The sequence below is a fragment of the Mycobacterium sp. SMC-19 genome (genome assembly GCF_045310815.1).
In the GTDB taxonomy this organism is placed as follows: Bacteria; Actinomycetota; Actinomycetes; order Mycobacteriales; family Mycobacteriaceae; genus Mycobacterium.
The window spans coordinates 653,989-669,386 of record NZ_JBJIAM010000002.1 but is presented as its reverse complement, the minus strand read 5'-3'; the positions used below and the strand labels follow the sequence as shown (position 1 = coordinate 669,386).

The 15,398-nt window shown below is 67.3% G+C and carries 11 protein-coding genes; 7 read left to right on the top strand and 4 right to left on the bottom strand.

The annotated features are described in order from the left end of the window. Position 1: 1 nt before the first annotated feature. Together ACJH5R_RS07255 and ACJH5R_RS07250 are read right to left on the bottom strand one after the other, a co-directional pair. Complete coding sequence (locus ACJH5R_RS07255; RefSeq protein ID WP_406781564.1) at positions 2–709, bottom strand: peptidoglycan endopeptidase; 708 nt, start codon at positions 707–709, stop codon at positions 2–4. 270 nt (positions 710–979) lie between these two features. Continuing rightward, positions 980–2,167, bottom strand: coding sequence for an acyl-CoA dehydrogenase family protein (locus tag ACJH5R_RS07250; protein WP_406757194.1), 1,188 nt, complete (start codon positions 2,165–2,167; stop codon positions 980–982). 102 nt (positions 2,168–2,269) lie between these two features. On the opposite strand from ACJH5R_RS07250, the gene fabG reads away from it, so the two are divergent. Genes fabG through ACJH5R_RS07225 form a run of 5 tightly spaced genes read left to right on the top strand, consistent with a single transcriptional unit; the run spans position 2,270 to position 6,716 of the window. Beyond that, on the top strand, positions 2,270–3,007 hold the full coding sequence (gene fabG / locus ACJH5R_RS07245; protein WP_406757193.1) for a 3-oxoacyl-ACP reductase FabG: 738 nt from the start codon (positions 2,270–2,272) through the stop codon (positions 3,005–3,007). Then, positions 3,004–4,221: an acetyl-CoA C-acetyltransferase gene (locus ACJH5R_RS07240; RefSeq protein WP_406781563.1), complete on the top strand. Its 1,218-nt coding sequence runs from the start codon at positions 3,004–3,006 to the stop codon at positions 4,219–4,221. Before fabG ends, ACJH5R_RS07240 begins: the two co-directional genes overlap by 4 nt. Further along, positions 4,221–5,414, top strand: a complete 1,194-nt coding sequence (locus ACJH5R_RS07235) for an acyl-CoA dehydrogenase family protein (protein WP_406781562.1) — start codon at positions 4,221–4,223, stop codon at positions 5,412–5,414. Before ACJH5R_RS07240 ends, ACJH5R_RS07235 begins: the two co-directional genes overlap by 1 nt. A gap of 4 nt (positions 5,415–5,418) precedes the next feature. Further along, entirely contained in the window at positions 5,419–6,138 is a 720-nt protein-coding gene (locus tag ACJH5R_RS07230) for a GntR family transcriptional regulator (protein ID WP_406781561.1), read from the top strand. A 14-nt stretch (positions 6,139–6,152) separates the two neighbouring features. Further along, positions 6,153–6,716, top strand: coding sequence for a hypothetical protein (locus ACJH5R_RS07225; protein WP_406757189.1), 564 nt, complete (start codon positions 6,153–6,155; stop codon positions 6,714–6,716). 19 nt (positions 6,717–6,735) lie between these two features. On the opposite strand, the gene ACJH5R_RS07220 is transcribed toward ACJH5R_RS07225, so the two are convergent. Then, positions 6,736–7,131: a hypothetical protein gene (locus ACJH5R_RS07220; protein ID WP_406757188.1), complete on the bottom strand. Its 396-nt coding sequence runs from the start codon at positions 7,129–7,131 to the stop codon at positions 6,736–6,738. Positions 7,132–7,307: 176 nt separating this feature from the next. After that, positions 7,308–9,074 (bottom strand): molybdopterin-dependent oxidoreductase, encoded by a 1,767-nt coding sequence (locus ACJH5R_RS07215; RefSeq protein ID WP_406781629.1) that lies wholly within the window; start codon positions 9,072–9,074, stop codon positions 7,308–7,310. 600 nt (positions 9,075–9,674) lie between these two features. Here ACJH5R_RS07215 and eccB point away from each other — a divergent pair. Both eccB and eccCa read left to right on the top strand, forming a co-directional pair. Further along, the gene (gene eccB / locus ACJH5R_RS07210; protein ID WP_406757187.1) at positions 9,675–11,186 is read left to right on the top strand and encodes a type VII secretion protein EccB; all 1,512 of its coding nucleotides are present in this window, start codon (positions 9,675–9,677) and stop codon (positions 11,184–11,186) included. Then, complete coding sequence (gene eccCa, locus ACJH5R_RS07205) at positions 11,183–15,397, top strand: type VII secretion protein EccCa (RefSeq protein WP_406757186.1); 4,215 nt, start codon at positions 11,183–11,185, stop codon at positions 15,395–15,397. The genes eccB and eccCa overlap by 4 nt, the downstream gene beginning before the upstream one ends. Position 15,398: the final 1 nt, after the last annotated feature.

The window sequence follows — 15,398 nt, the reverse complement described above, 5'->3', positions numbered from 1 at the left end:
ACTAAGCCGGGGCCGGTGCCTCGCGGTCGCTGGGCTCCGGGGCGGGCTCGGCCGGGGCGTCATCGAGCGGCAGGGCGTCCATCGGCGGCGCCTCGCCGGGCGGCATGTCCATCGGCGCCTCCATGGGCGCCTCGATCGGGGGTGCCTCAAAAGGCGGGGCCTCCAGCGGCGGCGCGGCCGGCTCGAAGGCCATGGGCTCGGCCATCGGCTCTGCGGCGGGCTCCGGGGCCGGCTCCACCATGGCGGCGAACTCGACCACCGGTGCGTCCGGTGCCGGTGCCTCGTCCATGGGCAGGTACATGTGGTGGGTGAACTGCGACTGGTAGGCGCCGCCGCCACCGATCTTCACGCCGCCGGGCTCACCGCTGGCGACCGGCGTGCCGTCCGGCAGGGTCACCGCGGTGTGGTGGCTGTTCCAACCCACCACCAGAGCGTTGGGGGCGGTGCCGTACCGGAAGCCGCGGGCCAGCAGTGCCGACTCCTCGTTAGCGGTGTGGAACCGGCCGCTGAAGGCCGGACGGCCGCTGGCGACGTTGGACACCCACGAGGCCAAACCCGAGCAATCCGTACCGGCAGGAGTGTTCCCACCGACGATGTACGGGGTGCCGGAAACCTGCTGGATGAGCGCCATCAGAGCTTCTAGACCAAACATGACCGAGCACATTAACCAGGGATAACTGGACTTACCAAAATCTGTGGTGCCCATCACGTTTGGCATTCATGTTGTCAAACGCAACGCCGGAACGGAAAACGGCAGGTAGACCGGTGAAAATCCACTGAGCGGGCCCGTCAATTTACGAAAGTGCTGGTAGATGACCCGTATGTGTTTGTTGAGAGCGGTCGCAAAGGTCACGAATTCGCATTATTAGGATGAAATTGCCTGATCAATGGGTGCGTCGCAGGTATCCATTACCGCGGGTATCAGCGAAAATAACGGCGCAGGCGGCGTGTCGTTCTCTCAGGCCCAAAGTGATGCTGCTTACAGTGAGCGCTTCGCGTTTTTGATCAGATTCGATCCGATGATCAGCCGCTGGATCTCGCTGGTGCCCTCGTAGAGCCGCAGCAGGCGTACGTCGCGGTAGATGCGCTCCACCGGCACACCACGGATGTAGCCGCTGCCGCCGTGGATCTGCACCGCCAAGTCGGCGACCTTGCCGGCCATCTCGGTGCAGAAGACCTTGGCCACCGACGGCGCAATCCGCCGATCCTCGTTGCTGACCCACTTGCGGGCGGCATCGCGGACCAGTGCCTGGCCGGCCAGCACCCCGGTCTGCTGGTCGGCGAGCATCGCCTGAACCAGCTGGAAGTCGCCGATGATGCTGCCGCCCTGGGTGGCGGTGGCGGCATAGTTCACCGATTCGTCCAATGCGCGCTGCGCGGCTCCCACCGCCAGCGCGGCGATGTGGATGCGGCCGCGGGCCAGGGACGTCATCGCCGCGCGGTAGCCGATGTCCTCACTGCCCCCGACCAGTGCGGCGGCGGGCAGTCGGACGCCGGTGAAGGTGACATCAGCCGTCCAGGCGCCTTCCTGGCCCATCTTGGCGTCCTTGGCGCCGACTTCGACTCCGGCGGTATCGGCAGGCACCAGAAACACCGCGATCCCGGCGCCGCGCTCGTCGGCGGGCCGGGTCCGGGCGAAGACCACGAACAGGTCGGCCAGCGGGGCATTGGTGATGAAGCGCTTCTGGCCGTCCAGCACCCAGGCCTCGTCCTCTCCCGAGCCGTCGCGGACGGCCTTGGTGCGCAGCCCCGCGGGATTGGAGCCCGCTCCGGGCTCGGTGAGGGCGAAGGACGCGACCGCGCCGGAGGCGATGGGCTCCAGCCAGCGCTCCTTCTGTTCATCGGTGCCGAACCCCACCAGCACCTGGCCGGCGATGCCGTTGTTGGTGCCGAACATCGACCGGACCGACGGGCAGGTGTAGCCCAGTTCCATGGCCAGCTCCACGTCCTGGGCCAGATTCAGGCCGAGCCCGCCCCATTCCTGGGGGATCGCGTAGCCGAACAGGCCCAGGTCCTTGGCGGCTTGCCGCAGGTCGTCGGGCACCCGATCGGTGTCGAGGATCTCCTGTTCGCGCGGGAGGACCATCGTCCGGACAAACCGGCGGGTCTGGGACAGGATGTCGGCGAAGACGTCGTCGTCAACGGATGAGACGGATGCGCTCGTCATAGCAAGGCCCCTTTCGGCACTGGCCGACAAATCATATATGAAATATGATGTACCGGACCACGGGTGGGCACGACATCACGACATGTAGAGGACGGTTTCGGCGTGGCATTACTCAATGGGCAGACGGCGGTGATCACCGGCGGAGCGCAGGGGCTGGGCTTCGCGATCGCGCAACGCTTCGTCGCCGAGGGCGCCCGGGTGGTGCTGGGCGATCTGAACCTGGAGGCGACCGAGGCGGCGGCGGCGCGGCTGGGCGCCGACGCGGCGGTGGCGGTGCGCACCGACGTCACGGACGCCGCCGACGTCGAGGCACTGGTGGCGCTCGCAGTCGAGCGGTTCGGCGGCCTGGACATCATGGTGAACAACGCCGGCATCACCCGTGACGCCACCATGCGCAAGATGACCGAAGACGATTTCGACCAGGTGATCGCGGTCCACCTGAAGGGCACCTGGAACGGTCTGCGCGCGGCCGCGGCGATCATGCGCGAACGCAAGCGCGGCGCGATCGTGAACATGTCCTCTATATCGGGCAAGGTCGGCATGGTTGGCCAGACCAACTATTCGGCCGCCAAGGCCGGCATCGTCGGCATGACCAAGGCCGCCAGCAAGGAGCTGGCGTACCTCGGTGTCCGCGTCAACGCGATCCAGCCCGGGCTGATCCGCTCGGCGATGACCGAGGCCATGCCGCAGCGGATCTGGGATTCGAAGGTCGCCGAGGTGCCGATGGGCCGGGCCGGGGAGCCCGATGAGGTCGCGACGGTCGCGCTGTTCCTGGCGTCCGACTTGTCCTCTTATATGACGGGCACCGTGCTCGAGGTGACCGGCGGTCGCCACCTATGACGCTGCGCGAGGCGGTGATCTGCGAACCGGTTCGTACCCCCATCGGCCGCTACGGCGGGATGTTCGCGTCGCTGACCGCAGTCGAGCTCGGCGTTGCCGCGCTGACCGGACTGTTGGAGCGCACCGGCCTGCCCGCCGATGTCATCGACGACGTGGTGCTGGGGCACTGTTATCCCAGCAGCGAGGCGCCGGCGATCGGCCGGGTGGTCGCGCTGGATTCCGGCCTGCCGGTGACGGTTCCGGGTATGCAGGTCGACCGGCGGTGCGGATCGGGATTGCAGGCGGTGATCCAAGCCTGCCTGCAGGTCGGCAGTGGCGCGCACGAGATGGTGATCGCCGGCGGCGCGGAGAGCATGAGCAACGTGGCCTTCTACTCCACCGACATGCGCTGGGGCGGGGCCCGGAACGGGGTGCGGGTGCACGACGGGCTGGCACGTGGCCGGACCACCGCCGGTGGGCAGTACCACCCGGTGCCCGGCGGCATGTTGGAGACCGCGGAGAACCTGCGCCGCCAGTACCAGATCTCCCGCGTCGAGCAGGACGAACTGGCGGTCACCTCGCATCAGCGCGCGGTGGCGGCCCAGCGCAGCGGTGTGCTCGCCGACGAGATCATCGGCGTCACGGTGCGTTCCCGCGCCGGCGAGCAGCGGATCGACACCGACGAGCATCCCCGCGCCGACACCTCGCTGGAGTCGCTGGCCAAACTCAAACCGGTTCTGGGCAAAAGCGATCCGGACGCCACCGTCACCGCCGGCAATTCCAGCGGTCAGAACGACGCGGCCTCGATGTGTGTGGTGACCACCCGGGACAAGGCCGAGCAGCTGGGCCTGACCCCGCTGGTGCGGCTGGTCTCCTGGGGCCTGGCCGGGGTCAAGCCCAACGTGATGGGCATCGGCCCGGTACCGGCCACCGATGTCGCTCTGGACAAGGCCGGGCTCACGCTCGCCGACATCGACCTGATCGAGCTCAATGAGGCGTTCGCCGCTCAGGCGCTGGCGGTCATGGCGGAGTGGCGTTTCGGTGTCGCCGACCGCGACCGGACCAACGTGCATGGGTCGGGAATCTCACTGGGGCACCCCGTCGGTGCGACCGGCGGACGGATGCTGGCGACGTTGGCGCGCGAGCTGCACCGCCGCCAGGAGCGCTACGGACTGGAAACCATGTGCATCGGAGGTGGCCAGGGCTTGGCCGCCGTGTTCGAGAGGGTGGCGTAATGACCAAGCTGTGCCAGACGCTGGGGCTGACCGAGAGCCAGACCGAGATCATCGCGGCGGTAAGGGCGTTCGTCGACAAAGAGGTCATACCGCAGGCCGCCGAATACGAACGGGCCGACGCCTACCCGCAACAGATCGTGGACGGCATGCGGCAGTTGGGCCTGTTCGGCCTGATGATTCCGGAGGCCTACGGCGGGCTGGGCGAGTCCCTGCTGACCTACGCGCTGTGCGTCGAGGAGCTCGCGCGCGGCTGGATGAGCATCTCCGGGGTGATCAACACCCACTTCATCCTCGCCTACATGCTGCGCCAGCACGGCACCGACGAGCAGAAGCAGCGCTACCTGCCGGCGATGGCGACCGGCGATGTGCGCGGGGCGTTTTCCATGTCCGAACCCGAGCTCGGCTCCGACGTCGCCGCCATCCGCACCCGGGCCACACCCACCGGAGACGGTGACTACCTGATCAACGGCCAGAAGATGTGGCTGACCAACGGAGCCACGTCGAGCCTGGTGGCGGTATTGGTCCACACCGATGAAGGGGCAGACACCCCGCACCGCAACATGACCGCGTTCCTGGTCGAAAAGCCCACCGGATTCGGTGAAGTCGTCCCGGGTCTGACCATCCCCGGCAAGCTCGACAAGCTCGGATATAAAGGTATCGACACCACCGAGATGATCTTCGACGACTACCGCGCCAGTTCCGCCGACATCCTGGGCGGCACGACCGGTCGCGGCTTCTATCAGATGATGGACGGTATCGAGGTCGGCCGGGTCAACGTCGCGGCACGCGCCTGCGGGGTGGGCATCCGCGCCTTCGAACTCGCCGCCCGATACGCCCAGCAGCGCAGCACCTTCGGCAAGCCGATCGCCGAGCACCAGGCCGTCGCGTTCGGCCTTGCCGAGATGGCCACCAAGGTGGAAGCCGCACACCTGATGGTCGTCAACGCGGCCCGCCTGAAGGACTCCGGCGAGCGCAACGACCTCGCCGCGGGCATGGCGAAGTACCTGGCCAGCGAGTACTGCAACGAGGTCACCCAGCAGAGCTTCCGGATCCACGGCGGCTACGGCTACTCCAAGGAGTACGAGATCGAGCGCCTGATGCGCGATGCGCCGTTCCTGCTGATCGGCGAGGGAACCAGCGAGATCCAGAAACAGATCATCAGCAAGCGCCTGCTGGCCGACTACCGCATCTGAAACCATGTCCGCCCCCGACTTCAGCACCCGGCCGCAATTGGCGGAAGCCGTCGCGCGATACGTGCGCCAGCGGATCTTCGACGGCGGTTACGCCGCGGGGGAGTACGTCCGATTAGACCAACTGGCAACGGAATTGGGCATCAGTGTCACCCCGGTGCGGGAGGCGCTGTTCGAGCTGCGCGGTGAAGGTCTGCTCGACCAGCAGCCGCACCGCGGGTTCGTGGTGTTGCCGGTCACCAGGCGTGACCTGGCTGATGTCGCCGAGGTCCAGGCGTTCGTCGGCGGTGAGCTGGCGGCGCGGGCTGCCGCCGGTATCACCGAGGAGCAGTTGACGGAGCTGAATGAGATTCAGTCCCGGCTGGAACAGGCCTACGCCGGAGACGACGAAGAGCGGACAGTTCGGCTCAACCACGATTTCCACCGGGCGATCAATGTGGCCGCCGCCTCGCCCAAGCTGGCCCAAATGATGTCGCAGATAACACGGTATGCGCCCGAGGCCGTTTTCCCGGGTATCGCCGGGTGGCCGGAGCGGTCCATGGCCGATCACCGGCGGGTGCTCGCCGCGCTGGCGGCACACGATCAGACGCTGGCCCGTACCGCGATGGCCGAGCACTTGGCGGCCGGCGTGACGCCGCTCATCGAGCATCTGACCGACCGCGGTGTGGTGGACTGCGCAGACAGCGACGCGCAGTCAGATCAGCGCCCGTCGGCGACGGGGACGTGAGACCGTATCAACCTATGCAGAACCACACTTACCTGACTTACGAAGACTTCGGGCGCAAGTTCTTCGAGGTCGCGGTCACCGAAGAACGAGTGGCAGCTGCGTTCGCCGTCATCGCCGGCGACGAGTTCGAGATGCCCGCGATGCGGCAGGGTCCGGGCGGCATCGCCAAGGTCACCGCGAAGGTGCGGGTCCAAGAGCCCCGGGTGGCACGCGGTCTGGGCGACCTGCTGACGTTCGCGATCCACATTCCGCTGGAGATCGACCTGCTCATCGATCTGCGGCTGGACAAGCAACGGTTCACCGTGGCCGGCGACATCGCCCTGCATGCCACCGCGCGAGCCGCCGAACCGCTGCTGCTGATCATTGACGTGCCCAAACCACGGTCTTCCGACATCACCGTCGAGGTGTCGTCGACGTCCATCCGCGGCGAGCTGCTGCGGATCTTCGCCGGAGTCGATGGCGAGATCCGCCGATTCATCGCGCACTACGTGGCTGCCGAGATCGACAGCCCGCAGTCTCAGCGGGCGCAGATCATCGACGTGGCCGAGCAGCTGGACTCCGCCTGGACCGGTATCTGACCGCTCGCCGGTGCGACCCCTACGGGTAGGGGATTGCGGGGATGGCCGGAATGGCCGGGATTGCCGGAATCGCCGGGATTGCCGGAATCGCGGGGATGGCCGGGACTGCCGGCGCAGACGGGGCCCGCGGCGCTGCGGGAGCCGCCGGAGCCTGCTTTGCGGTGGGTTCGACTACCGGGGCGGCGCTGGTGAGCGGTGCATCCGGCAACGTGGTGGGGCCGGACTCGTCGGCGCCGCTGTCCGCGGGCGGGGTCGGCGCCAGCGGCGCCGGCGACGCGGGTGCCTGGGTGACCTCGCCGTAGCTGTCCTCCTCGGAATCACTGTCGCAGCCGCCGCAGGCGGTCGCCACCGCGCCCACTGTGAGCCCGACGGCCACCACCGACAGGACTGACTTTCCGATTCCGCGATTGCGCATGGATTCTCCCCGTTGTTCAGTTGCCTCATGTCACCCTACGACGCGCGGGTGGCTTTGGCGGACCAGCCGTCGCCAACGTCAGGCCGGGCTGCTGGCCGTCGTAACTTCCGCAGATGCGGCGCGGGCTGACAGGTGTTCCTGTCAGGCCGCGCGAGGGGGCTTTCCCTGGGTTCGGCTCAGATCGTCTGATGGCGTCCGAAGAACTTGTGGTCTTCGCTGTAGCCGCCGTGTCCGCTGCCGATCTCTTTGTAGCTCTCCACGAACTCGATGCCCTTGATCCATTTCACCAGCTTGTAGCCGTGCTGCAGCTCGTTGCGCAGTCGCAGCGGCCGGCCGTGCATGTAGGGCAGCGGCTGGTCGTTCATGTTGTAGGCCAGCATCGACATGTGGTGCCACATCTGGTCGACCGGGTGTGCGTTGTAGAAAATGCCGCCGGTGGCGCCCAGGCCCATCGAGTAGAAGATCGCCCATTTGGCCTGGGGAAGCGGCTTGACGATGTCCATGATGGTCGACATCGACACTCCGCCCCACTTGGCTACGCCGGACCAGGCCTGCACGCACATGTGCTGGGTGATCTGGTCGTGGTACGGAAGAGCCTTGAGATCCTCCAGGGAGAACTCCATCGGGTTCTCGACCAGGCCGTAGACCTTGAGCCGCCAGTCCTTGAAGTCGTTTGCCTCGTATTCCTTGTACTCGACGGTCTCGGGCAGCCGGCCGTTGCGCCAGTGGAACGGTGAGATGTCGGCCTCGGTGAAAGTCCCCGGCTCGGGGTCGAGATGCTCCAGGGCGCGCTGGAACGGCCCGATCAGGGCGTAGCCGATCTTCTGCACAACCCGCGGGTAGCGCAGGGTGAGCGGAGTGGCGGCGATCCAGCCGATGATGCACACCACCGCCGCCACGCAGAAGACATAGAAGCCGATTGGGCTGTGGCATTCCGGGCCCGCACCCTCAGCGCAACCGCGAGCGGCGAACATGTGGTTGAGATTGTCGAAGGCGTCGGTCGCGAACACCATGGTGACGTGCACCAGGATGAACATCAGGAAGTAGACCAGCACCACGAAGTGCAGGGACCGGGCGATCTGCAGGTTCAGTCGCATGTGCTTGCTGATCAGCCCCAACCGCTGTGACAGCGCCGGGGACATGCCCAGCGCCGTGACCAGCGCGGCGGGCGCAGCCACGAACACCGTGACGAAGTAGGAGATCAGCTGCAGCGCGTTGTAGTTGGTCCAGGTGTGGTCGTCCGGCCAGTCCAGCGACGCGTACTGGATCATCACCGAGGCGGCGTGCGGAACGACATCCCAGCTGGTCGGGACGATGCGGCGCCACTGACCGGTGGTGAACAGCAGGACATAGAAGACCGCGCCGTTGAGCAGCCACAACACGCCCAGCCCCATGTGCCACCAGCGCGCCAGCCCGATCGAGTGCCGGAAGCCCGGCAGACCGAACTGCGCCGGCAGGGCGACGGTGTCGGCGTTGGCCGTCCAGTACGGGTCGTCTGGAACCGGCGGCCCCACTCGCAGCCACTCGTCCTTGCCGGGGGTGGAGTTGCGGCTGAAGTACAGCCGCGGGTGGTCGCAGAGAATCTGGATGCCGGCCCGGATGATGAAGATCATCATGAACAGGTTGAAGAAGTGGGTCCACCCGGCCCAGGCCGGTAGGCCGCCGGCGACCTCGGTGGACGGACTGCTGCCCGGGTAGGTGGCGATGAAATCCTCCACGCCGGGCATGTGCCGAATGCCCTTGCCGATCGCGATCATCGCTATCAGCCCGACGAAGCCGATAGGGATCAGCCAGAGCAGGTTGAACCACTTGTCCTTGCCGACACGCAGATGCGGGGCGACCGCGCGCCGGCTGAGGTCGAAACCGCCACCGTAGGTCTCGACGTCGACGGTCTCGTTGTGGTTTTTGTGAATCTCTGCCCGGTACCCCTGTTCCAGCTCCAACTCGACGTCGACGACGTCAGCGGAGTAGCTGACTGGGTGAGTTGTCTCTTTCGTTGCTGGTGAGGTCGCGGGACCCCGCGGGTCGAGCTGCCCTTCAGCACCCTGTCCATCAATCGTGGTCACTTTTCGACGGTAGCGCGAAAAGGCTCGTGTCCCGATACTCTGACATCAGATACGCAGGCTTCTGACAGGAAACTCAGGTAACGCAAGTGCGGATTTCGGCGATGGTCGACGGCCACCGTGCCGCCGGCTCTCGTGTGCTGGGGCGCCGACCGGCACGATCGTGCGATCGAGGCGATTATTTCGGTAGGCAAACCGCCGCATTTCGCTGTGCAGGGCAGAAGTGAACTCACGCGGATCTCGCGCTTTACAGACCGTTCATCTAGCGCGGTCATAATTCGAGGCAGAACGGGCGAAGTGCGTTTCGCCATCGCCATCAGATTGCAATCTGCACTGCGGGCAGTCCTAGCGCGACACAGCTAGCATGCGCAGTGGAGAAACTTGTGACCAGGCAGGGGTAGATGACGACCTATAGGGGACCGGCGCCGCGCCGTAATTCGGCAGTACTGCCAATGCTGCGGGCGGGGGCTGGGGCGCGCCGTGGCTGACGAACAGCGGGGACCCGGTTACGGCCTTGGGCTGTCGACGCGTACCCAGATGACCGGGTACCAATTCCTGGCGCGACGGACTGCGATGGCGTTGACCCGCTGGCAGGTTCGGATGGAAGTAGAGCCCGGCCGGCGCCAGTCGCTGGCCGTGGTGGCCTCGGTGTCGGCGGGAGCCGTCGTCTGCCTCGGTGCGCTGCTGTGGTCGTTTTTGAGTCCGTCGGGCCAGATGAACGAATCGCCCATCATTGCCGACCGTGATTCCGGCGCCCTGTATGTGCGGGTCGGCGACACCATATATCCGGCACTGAATTTGGCCTCGGCTCGACTGATCGCCGGCCGGGCCGACAACCCGCACAAGGTGCGCTCCACTCAGATCGCCGAGCAGCCGCACGGCCCGCTCGTCGGAATTCCCGGTGCGCCCTCGGACATCCTGCCGACCACACCGTCCACCTCGTCGTGGCTGATCTGCGACACCGTCGCCAACGTTCAGGGCGTCGGTGCGCCGTCGCCGGTGACCGTGACGGTGATCGACGGCGCCCCGGAGCTCAACTCCCGCCGCCGGGTGCTGGACGGGCCCGACGCGGTGGTGCTGCGCTATGGCAATGACTCCTGGGTGGTTCGCCAGGGCCGCCGCTCGCGCATCGACGCCGCCGACCGGGCGGTGCTGCTGCCGCTGGGACTGACCCCCGAGCAGGTCGACCACGCTCGCCCGATGAGCCAGGCGCTGTTCGACGCGTTGCCGGTGGGTCCGGAACTGGCCGTGCCGTTTGTTCCGGATGCCGGTCACCCGCCGGCCTTCCCGAATGCCCCCGGTCCGGTGGGAATGGTGTTCACCACACCACAGTTGGCTGGGCCGCAACAGTATTCGGTTGTCCTGATGAACGGCGTGCAAACGGTGTCGCCGGTGGTGGCCCGCATTCTGCAGAACGCCGGGGCCACCGGAGGCGGTGCGCCCGCAGTGGTGACGCCGCAGGATCTGGCGAAGATGCCGGTGGTCACCGGATTGGACCTGTCGGCTTACCCCGAGGGGCCGCTGCAGGTCGTCGACATCAAGGAGAATCCTTCCACGTGCTGGTGGTGGGAGCGGTCCACCGGTGACAGCCGGGCTCGGGTGCAGGTGGTGTCGGGCCCCACGATTCCGGTGTCGCAGAAGCAGATGAACCGGGTGGTGTCGCTGGTCAAGACCAACGACACCAACGTGCCGGAGGCCGACCGGGTCTACTTCGGTTCGGGCTACGGAAACTTCGTCGCGGTGACCGGCAACGACCCGGATGCCTCGACGCGCGAATCGTTGTGGTGGATCTCCGCGTCGGGCGTGCGATTCGGGATCCCCGGCGACGACGAGCGCAAGGCGCTGGGCCTGGTCGGCGAACCGGCACTGGCGCCGTCGGTGGCGCTGCGCCTGCTGGCGCACGGCCCGACCCTGTCTCGCCAGGATGCGCTGGTACGTCACGACACTCTGCCAACCGATATGAGCCCAGCAGAATTGGCGGTGCCCAAGTGAAACGTGGATACGCCCGGCCGACGCCGGAACGCGCGCCGGTGGTCAAACCGGAGAACATCGTATTGCCGACGCCGCTGAGCGTCCCGCCGCCGGAAGGCAAGCCGTGGTGGCTGGTGGTGGTCGGCGTGCTGGTGGTCGGCCTGCTGGTGGGCATGGTCGCGATGACCGTGGCCAGCGGTTCCCGGATGTTCCTGGGGGCCGGCTCGATCTTCCCGATCTTCATGATCGGCGGCGTCGCGATGATGATGTTCGGCGGCCGCTTCGGCGGCGGCGCCCAGCAGCTGAGCCGGCCCAAGCTCGACGCGATGCGCGCCCAGTTCATGCTCATGCTGGACCGGCTGCGCGAGTCGGCGGCGGAGTCCGCGGACAGCATGGACGCCAACTACCGGTGGTACCACCCGGCGCCGTCCACCCTGGCCGCCGCGGTCGGGTCGTCGCGCATGTGGGAGCGCCAGCCCAACGGCAAGGACCTCAACTTCGGCCTGGCCCGGGTCGGGGTGGGGATGACCCGGCCGGAGGTCACCTGGGGTGAGCCGCAGAACATGCCCACCGACATCGAGCTAGAACCGGTGACCGGCAAGGCGCTGCAGGAGTTCGGGCGCTACCAGAGCGTGGTCTACAACCTGCCGAAGATGATCTCGCTGCTGGTCGAGCCCTGGTACTCGCTGGTCGGTGACCGCGAGCAAGTGCTCGGGCTGATGCGCGCGATCATCTGCCAACTGGCCTTCTCGCACGGGCCTGACCATCTGCGCATGGTCGTGGTGACGTCGGATGTGGCGCAGTGGGACTGGGTCAAGTGGATGCCGCACTTCGGCGACCCGCGCCGCCAGGACGCCGCGGGCAACGCCCGGATGGTCTACGGCTCGGTGCAGGACTTCGCCACCGAACACGCCGAACTGTTCTCCGGGCGTGGATCGTTCATGCCGCGCCACGCCAGCTCGTCGGCGGAGACCCCGACGCCGCACCACCTGATCATCGTCGACGGCCTGGACCCGCAGTGGGAGTACGTCAACACCACCGAGGGCATCGACGGTGTGACGTTCTTCGACCTGACCGGCGCCCCGGAGTGGCGGGGCGTTTCGCAGCGGGTGCTGCGCCTCGACGACAAGGGCATCATCAACGCCCTGCCGCGGGACCGCGACACGTGGATGGTCATCGACGACAACGAGTGGTTCTTCGCCCTCGCGGACCAGGTCAGCCCGACCGACGCCGAACAGTTCGGGCAGCGGTTGGCGCATTGGCGCCTCGCGGCGGCCTACGAGGAGATCGGCCAGAAGGTGACGCACCACATCGGTGCGCGCGACATCATGGCCTACTACGGGATCGACGACGCCGGGCGGATCGACTTCGAAGAGCTGTGGGCGACCCGGCGCGATGCGGGCAGCCGGGGCCGGTTGCGGATTCCGTTCGGAACCCGTTCCGACAACGGCGAACTGCTGTTTTTGGACATGAAGTCCCTCGACGAGGGCGGCGACGGGCCGCACGGCGTCATGTCCGGCACCACCGGTTCGGGTAAGTCGACCCTGGTGCGCACGGTGATCGAGTCGCTGCTGCTGGCTCACCCGCCGGACGAGCTGCAGTTCGTGCTGGCCGACCTCAAGGGTGGATCGGCGGTCAAGCCGTTCGCCGGGGTGCCGCACGTGTCGCGGATCATCACCGACCTGGAAGACGACCAGGCCCTCATGGAGCGCTTCCTGGAAGCCATGTGGGGTGAGATCGCCCGGCGAAAGACCATGTGCGACAACGCCGGTGTCGACGGCGCCAAGGAGTACAACGAGATCCGGTCCCGGATGCGGGCGCGCGGGGACGACAGCCTGCCGCCGTTGCCGATGCTGGTCGTCGTCATCGACGAGTTCTATGAGTGGTTCCGCATCATGCCCACCGCGGTGGAGGTGTTGGACTCGATCGGCCGGCAGGGCCGCGCCTACTGGGTGCACCTGATGATGGCCTCGCAGACCATCGAGAGCCGCGCCGAGAAGCTGATGGAGAACATGGGCTACCGGCTGGTGCTCAAGGCGCAGACCGCCGGCGCCGCGCAGGCAGCCGGCGTGCCCAATGCGGTGAACCTGCCGGCCAAGGCCGGTCTCGGCTACTTCCGCAAGAGCGGCGAAGAGGTCATCCGTTTCCAGGCCGAGTTCCTGTGGCGCGACTACCACCGGGGCGGAATGCTCGACGACGACCAGATGCCGTTGACGCATTCCGTCGACTACATCCGCCCGCAGCTGTTCACCACCGAGTTCACTCCGCTCGAGGTCAGCGTCAGCACGCCCGAGATCGAGGCGCCCGACGAGATCCCGGCGATCGACACCAAACCCGCGCCAGCGGCCGGTGAGCCCGCCGAGGAAGAGGACTTCATCCGGACGCCCAAGGTCGGCACGGTCATCATCGACCAGCTGCGCCAGATCGACTTCGAGCCCTACCGGCTGTGGCAGCCGCCGCTGGACACCCCGGTGACCGTGGAGGACCTGGTCAACCGCTACCTGGGTCACCCGTGGCAGCAGGACTACGGCACCCGGCGCGACCTGGTGTTCCCGATCGGGGTCATCGACCGGCCCTTCAAGCACGATCAGCCGCCGTGGACGGTGGACACCTCCGGTCCGGGCGCCAATGTGCTGATCCTGGGCGCCGGTGGTTCGGGCAAGACGACCGCACTGCAGACGCTGATCTGCTCGGCGGCGTTGACCCACACCCCTGAGCAGGTCCAGTTCTACTGCCTGGCCTACAGCGGCACCTCGCTGACCACGGTCGCCGGACTGCCGCACGTGGGCAGCGTCTGTGGTCCGACCGACCCCGACGGAGTGCGCCGCACGGTGGCCGAGCTGCTGGCGCTGGTGCGAACCCGCAAGCGCAGCTTCCTGGAGAACGACGTTGCGTCGATGGACGTCTTCCGCCGGCGGAAGTTCGAGGGTGCGCCGGGCACGGTGCCCAACGACGGTTTCGGCGACGTCTACTTGGTGGTCGACAACTACCGGGCGCTCTCGGAGGACAACGAGGTGCTCGTCGAGCAGGTCAACCAGATCATCAACCAGGGGCCGTCGTTCGGTGTGCACGTGATCGTGACCGCCGACCGCGAATCGGAGCTGCGCCCGCCGGTGCGAAGCGGTTTCGGATCCCGGGTCGAGCTGCGTCTGGCCGCGGTCGAGGACGCCAAGCTGGTGCGCTCCCGGTTCGCCAAGGATGTCCCGGTGAAGCCGGGGCGCGGCATGGTCGCGGTCAACTACGTACGCCTCGACAGCGATCCCCAGTCCGGTCTGCACACCCTGATCGCCCGGCCCGCGATGGCCGACACCGGCGGCAAGGTGTTCGAGTCCGACAGCGTCGCGGCGGCGGTGAGCCAGCTGGCGGTGGGTCGGGTGCGCCCGGTGCGGCGTCTGCCGGCGCGGTTCGGGCTGGAAGAGGTGCGTGCGGTCGCGGCCAACGACCGCCGCGAAGGAGTGGGAGCGGGCGGTATCGCCTGGGCGATCTCCGAACTCGACCTGCAGCCGGTCTACCTGAACTTCGCCGAAAACGGCCACCTGATGGTGACCGGGCGTCGCGAGTGCGGTCGCACCACCACGCTGGCCACCATCATGAGCGAGATCGAGCGGCTCTACGCGCCCGGATCCAGCAGCGCGCCCGCGCCCAGCCCGGACGGTCGGCCGTCGGCGCAGGTGTGGCTGATCGACCCACGTCGTCAGCTGTTGACCACGCTGGGGTCGGACTACGTGGAGAAGTTCGCCTACAACATGGATGGCGCCGTGGCGCTGGTCAACGAGTTGGCCACCACGCTGGCAAACCGTGAACCTCCGCCAGGACTGTCGGCCGAAGAGCTGCTGTCGCGGACCTGGTGGAGTGGGCCGGAGATCTTCTTGATCATCGACGACATCCAGCAGTTCCCGCCCGGCTTCGACTCGCCGTTCCAGAAGGCTGCGCCCTGGGTCACGCGCTCGGCAGACGTCGGTCTGCACGTGATCGCCACCCGCACCTTCGGCGGCTGGTCGTCGGCGGGTGCCGACCCGCTGCTCCGGGCACTGCACCAGGCCAACGCACCACTGTTGGTGATGGACGCCGACCCGGACGAGGGCTTCATCCGCGGCAAGATGAAGGGCGGCCCGCTGCCTCGCGGTCGTGGCCTGCTGATGGCCGAGGACACCGGTGTGTTCGTTCAGGTCGCCGCCACCGAGCTGCGGCGGGCGCCGGCGCAAGAGCGCGCCGCCACCCCGGCCGGCTGAC

What these genes read in the sequence shown, in the direction of transcription:
- ACJH5R_RS07240 (WP_406781563.1), top strand. Translation starts at nt 3,004, where the DNA reads ATGACGCTGCGCGAGGCGGTGATCTGCGAACCGGTTCGTACCCCCATC.
- ACJH5R_RS07250 (WP_406757194.1), bottom strand. Translation starts at nt 2,167, where the DNA reads ATGACGAGCGCATCCGTCTCATCCGTTGACGACGACGTCTTCGCCGAC.
- ACJH5R_RS07220 (WP_406757188.1), bottom strand. Translation starts at nt 7,131, where the DNA reads ATGCGCAATCGCGGAATCGGAAAGTCAGTCCTGTCGGTGGTGGCCGTC.
- ACJH5R_RS07225 (WP_406757189.1), top strand. Translation starts at nt 6,153, where the DNA reads ATGCAGAACCACACTTACCTGACTTACGAAGACTTCGGGCGCAAGTTC.
- ACJH5R_RS07230 (WP_406781561.1), top strand. Translation starts at nt 5,419, where the DNA reads ATGTCCGCCCCCGACTTCAGCACCCGGCCGCAATTGGCGGAAGCCGTC.
- ACJH5R_RS07235 (WP_406781562.1), top strand. Translation starts at nt 4,221, where the DNA reads ATGACCAAGCTGTGCCAGACGCTGGGGCTGACCGAGAGCCAGACCGAG.